Source organism: Pseudonocardia pini (genome assembly GCF_013870575.1).
Taxonomy (GTDB): Bacteria; Actinomycetota; Actinomycetes; order Mycobacteriales; family Pseudonocardiaceae; genus Pseudonocardia; species Pseudonocardia pini.
In genome coordinates, this window is sequence record NZ_JACBXB010000440.1 from 1 (window position 1) to 4,545 (window position 4,545).

The 4,545-nt window shown below is 73.6% G+C and carries 3 protein-coding genes; 1 reads left to right on the forward strand and 2 read right to left on the reverse strand.

What is annotated here, in order from left to right; genetic code table 11:
• Nucleotides 1–1,799, forward strand: a 1,799-nt coding sequence (locus H5J29_RS21715; protein WP_181782889.1) for a xanthine dehydrogenase family protein molybdopterin-binding subunit, incomplete at its 5' end; no start/stop codon positions are given.
• Between the two features lie 53 nt (nucleotides 1,800–1,852).
• On the opposite strand, the gene alc is transcribed toward H5J29_RS21715, so the two are convergent.
• Nucleotides 1,853–3,013, reverse strand: coding sequence for an allantoicase (gene alc, locus H5J29_RS21720; protein WP_181782891.1), 1,161 nt, complete (start codon nucleotides 3,011–3,013; stop codon nucleotides 1,853–1,855).
• A 68-nt stretch (nucleotides 3,014–3,081) separates the two neighbouring features.
• Nucleotides 3,082–4,422, reverse strand: a complete 1,341-nt coding sequence (gene allB, locus H5J29_RS21725; RefSeq protein ID WP_181782890.1) for an allantoinase AllB — start codon at nucleotides 4,420–4,422, stop codon at nucleotides 3,082–3,084.
• Nucleotides 4,423–4,545: the final 123 nt, after the last annotated feature.

A 4,545-nucleotide genomic window follows, 5' to 3' on the forward strand; every position in this document is an offset into this window, starting at 1 on the left:
CCGCGGACCGGGTGGACGAGGCGGGTCGCAACGTGGTGCTCGCCGTCCACGCAGGCCACGGCGGCTCCCCGGACGAGGCTCTCGCCGCGTCCCCGGTCACGGTCTCGGGCACCTGGCGGACCCAGCGGGTGAGCCACGCCCAGCTCGAGACGCACGGCGCCCTCGGCAGGCTCGACGACGAGGGGCGGTTGGTGATCCGCGCGAGCACGCAGGTCCCGTTCCTCGCCCGGCGCGAGCTGGCCCGGCTGTTGGAGCTGCCCGAGGAGCGCGTTCGGGTGCACACCGCCCGCGTCGGCGGCGGGTTCGGCGGGAAGCAGGAGGTCTTCGCGGAGGACCTGGTGGGGCTCGCGGTGCTGCGGACCGGGCGGCCGGTCGCCTACGAGCTGTCCCGCACGGACGAGTTCCAGCGGACGTCGGTCCGCCACCCGATGCGGGTCGGCGTCACCCTGGGCGCCACCGGGGACGGTGTGCTGACGGCGATGAAGGTCGACGTCCTGTCGGACACCGGCGCCTACGGCAACCACTCCCGGGGCGTGCTGTTCCACGCGATCGCGGAGTCGATCAGCGTGTACCGGTGTCCGGTCAAGCGCGTCGACGCCGAGGTGGTCTACACGAACAACGTCCCGTCGGGCGCCTTCCGCGGGTACGGGCTCGGACAGGTGATCCTGGGCGTCGAGTCGGCGATGGACGAGCTGGCCGTCGAGCTGGGCATCGACCCCTTCGAGCTCCGTCGGCGCAACGTCGTGCGGGAGGGCGAGCCGCTCCACGTCGCCCAGCACGCGGAGCCCGAGGCGGACCTGGTCTGGGGCAGCTACGGGCTCGACCAGTGCCTCGACCTCACGCAGGCCGCGCTGGCCAGGGGGAACGGGGTCGCCGCGCCCGAGGGCGAGCGGTGGCAGGTCGGCGAGGGGATGGCGCTCGCGCTGATCGCCACGATGGCGCCGTTCGGGCACGTCGCGCGCACCTCGGTCGCGGTCGACGCAGAGGGCACGTACCGCATCGACGTCGGGACCACGGAGTTCGGCAACGGCACGCACACCGTGCACGCGCAGATCGTCGCGACGGCGCTGGACACCACGGTGGACCGGATCGTGCTGCGGGGCTCGGACACCGACGTCGTCGAGTACGACACCGGGGCCTTCGCCTCGGCGGGCACGACGGTGGCGGGCAAGGCGCTGCACGGTGCGGCGCTCGCACTGCGGGAGCAGCTCCTCGAGCGGGCGGGCGGGGGGCGGCTGGAGCGCGACGGCGTGCGGGTCGGCGAGCGGCTGGTCCCGTTCGCCGAGCTCGTTCCGGAGGGGCTGCGGGCCACGGGGGCGGAGTTCGGGGACGCGCGGTCACTGGCGGCGAACGTCCACGGGGTCCGCGTCGCCGTCGACACGGAGACGGGGGAGGTGCGGATCCTGCAGTCCGTCCACGCCGCCGACGCGGGGACCGTGATGAACCCCGAGCAGTGCCGCGGGCAGGTGGAAGGCGGTGTGGCACAGGGGATCGGGTCGGCCCTGTACGAGGAGGTCATGATCGGCGAGGCCGGCGAGGTGCTCAACCCGGTGTTCCGCACCTACCGGGTGCCGCAGATGGCGGACATCCCCGACACCGAGGTGTACTTCGCGGAGACGAGCGACGACCTCGGCCCCTACGGCGCGAAGTCGATGAGCGAGTCCCCGTACAACCCCGTCGCGCCCGCCATCGGCAACGCGATCCGCCGCGCCCTGGGCGTCCGCCCGTACGAGCAGCCGTTCTCGCGCGACCGCGTGTGGCGCCTGGCCGCCAAGACCCACCGCATCACGGAGCCATGACCGTCGTTCCGGAGGGTCGGAACGACAGTCGTGGCTCCATGACGCGGGTGGGGTCAGAGGCGGCGGGGGGCGAAGGCGTCCAGGAGCTCCTGCGGCCATTCCACCCCGGGCTGGCGGGCCACCCGGAGGGCGCCGTTGATCAGGGCGGGGTCGAGGGCCGCGCCGGTCAGGGCGTCTCGCAGGTGCATGGGCGGCAGGGCGTCCAGCCAGTGGGCCGCCGCCTTCTCCACGGCGCTGTCCACCAGCTCGCCGTTGGCGCGGAGCCGGGCGAAGCCGCCGTCGGGGAAGATGTCGATCTTCAGGTGGGTGACGGTGCCCGCCCCGGGGGCGATCCGGAAGCGGTGCGGGGTGTCCGGGCGGACCTTCCGCCGCGGGACGACCGGCGTCCACAGGCGCGCGACCAGCGCCTCGGGCGCGATGTCCCCCTCCACACGGGTCCCGGAGATCTGCACCTCCCCGGGGGCGTTGCCCACGAAGTGGGTGGTGTCGAACTCGATGTCCCGCAGCCTGCTGACCCCGGCGAGCTTCACGATCACCCAGTCGTTGCCGGAGTCCCGCCGACGCGCGGTCTCCCAGCCCTCGCCCATGGTGCGGGCGGGCCCGGGCAGCAACAGGTTGGCGGGGGAGGAGAAGAACATGTCCGAGCAGGTCACGACGAGTCCGCCGCGGTCCTGCGCCGCCAGGTCGACGGTGCCGTGCAGCAGCCGCGGGTCCACCACCGCCTCGCCGTGGACCCGGAACCGGGCCACGCCGCCGTCGGGGTGGATGGTCAGCCGGACGTGCGTCCAGCGGTGCCTGCTGGTGACCTCGTAGACGTTGGGACGGTCGCCCTTCGCGGGCGCGCGGTCCACGATGGTCTCCCACTCGGCCGCGGCCAGCTCGGCCTCGCCCGGGTAGTCCTCGAGCGCGGTGGCCTCGACGGAGATCTCCGGCGGGTAGTTGCCGCGGAAGTACGAGGTGTCGACGACGACGCCGTGCACGATCCCCGGGATGCCCAGCCGGACGATCGCGTGGTCCGAACCGGGCTCGCGGCGGCGGCGGGTCTCCCAGCCGTCGTAGACCTTGCCGCGGTAGCCGAACTCCGTGCGGGGCTGCACCGGGCCCGGCATCACGAGCGCGGCGCGGTCGGCGAAGAAGTCGTCGTTGGCGGCCACCACCGCACCGCCCAGGCGCCGCGCGGCGAGGTCCGGCAGCCGGACGAACTCCGCGTCCATGTCCGGCCCGTCGAGACGGGCCGCCTCTCGGCCCGTGGGCCGGGCAGGGGTACGGGTGGTGGGCCGGGTCATCGGTCTCCTCGTCGAAGTAGGCGTCCACGCGGTGGCGTGGATACGTCGATCCTGGACCCCCGCAGCCACGTCTGCCGGACCACCCCGGACAGTGCGCGGCCGTCGTAGGGGGTGACGGGGTTGCGGTGGGCGAGCCGGTGGGCGTCGACCACGAACGCGGCGTCCGGGGCGAAGACGCAGAAGTCCGCGTCGTTCCCCAACGCGATGGCTCCCTTGTGCGGCAGGCCCGCCAGCCGTGCGGGCCCGGCGGCCATCCACTCGACCACGTCGGTGAGCGCGTGGCCGCGGACCCGGGCGCCGGACCACACGGCGGGCAGCCCCACCTGCAGCGACGCGATGCCGCCCCACGCCGTGCCGAAGTCGCCGGTGTCGAGGTGCTTGAGGTCCGCGGTGCAGGGGGAGTGGTCCGACACCACGATGTCGATCACCCCCGCCCCCAGCCCCTCCCACAGCAGCTCGCGGTTCTCGGCCTCCCGGATGGGCGGGCAGCACTTGAACTGCGTGGCGCCGTCGGGGACCTCCTCGGCGTTGAACGTGAGGTAGTGCGGGCAGGTCTCGACGGTCACGTGCACCCCGTCGCGGCGGGCGCTCGCCAGCATGGGCAGGGCGTCGGAGCTGGAGAGGTGCAGGACGTGCACCCGCGCCCCGGTCCAGCGGGCGCGCTCGAGCAGCCAGGCGATCGCGAGGTTCTCGGCGCCGCGCGGGCGGGAGGCGAGGAAGTTCTCGTACAGCTCGCCGTGCGGTGTCTCGGCGCGGTCGATCGCGTCGGAGTCCTCGGCGTGCACGATCAGCTGCGAGCCCATCGCGGCGATCCGGGTGAGCACGCCCTCGAGGTCCTCCGGAGGGAGCGGCTGGAACTCGTCCACACCGGAGTGCAACAGGAAGCACTTGAAGCCGAACACGCCGGCGTCGTGCAGGCCGCGGAGCTCGTTCTCGTTGCCGGGCACCGCCCCGCCCCAGAACCCGACGTCCACATGGGACTGGGTCTCGGCCGCCTTGCGCTTGACCTCCAGGGCCGCGACGTCGATCGTCGGCGGGATGGAGTTGAGCGGCATGTCGATGAGCGTGGTGACCCCGCCGAGTGCCGCGGCCGCGGTGGCGGAGGCGAAGCCCTCCCACTCGGTGCGACCGGGCTCGTTCACGTGCACGTGGGTGTCGACGAGCCCCGGCAGCAGGACCTCGTCCTCGCCCAGCTCGACGGTCTCGCGCGCCTCGAGCGCATAGTCGTACGGCTCGATCACCACGATCTCGCCGTCCTTGACGCCCACGCAGCGGTCGACCTCGCCGTACGCCGTGATCACCCGGCGAGCGCGGAACACCAGGTCGAGCTCGGTCACGGTGCCTCCAGGTGCTGTGCCCGAACGGCACTCTCGTGCAGGGTCTCGGTCGTCCAGCCGGGGTGCGCGGCGACGGCGTCGGCGAGCGCCCGCTGGCAGGTCACGGCGTCGGGCCCGACGGCG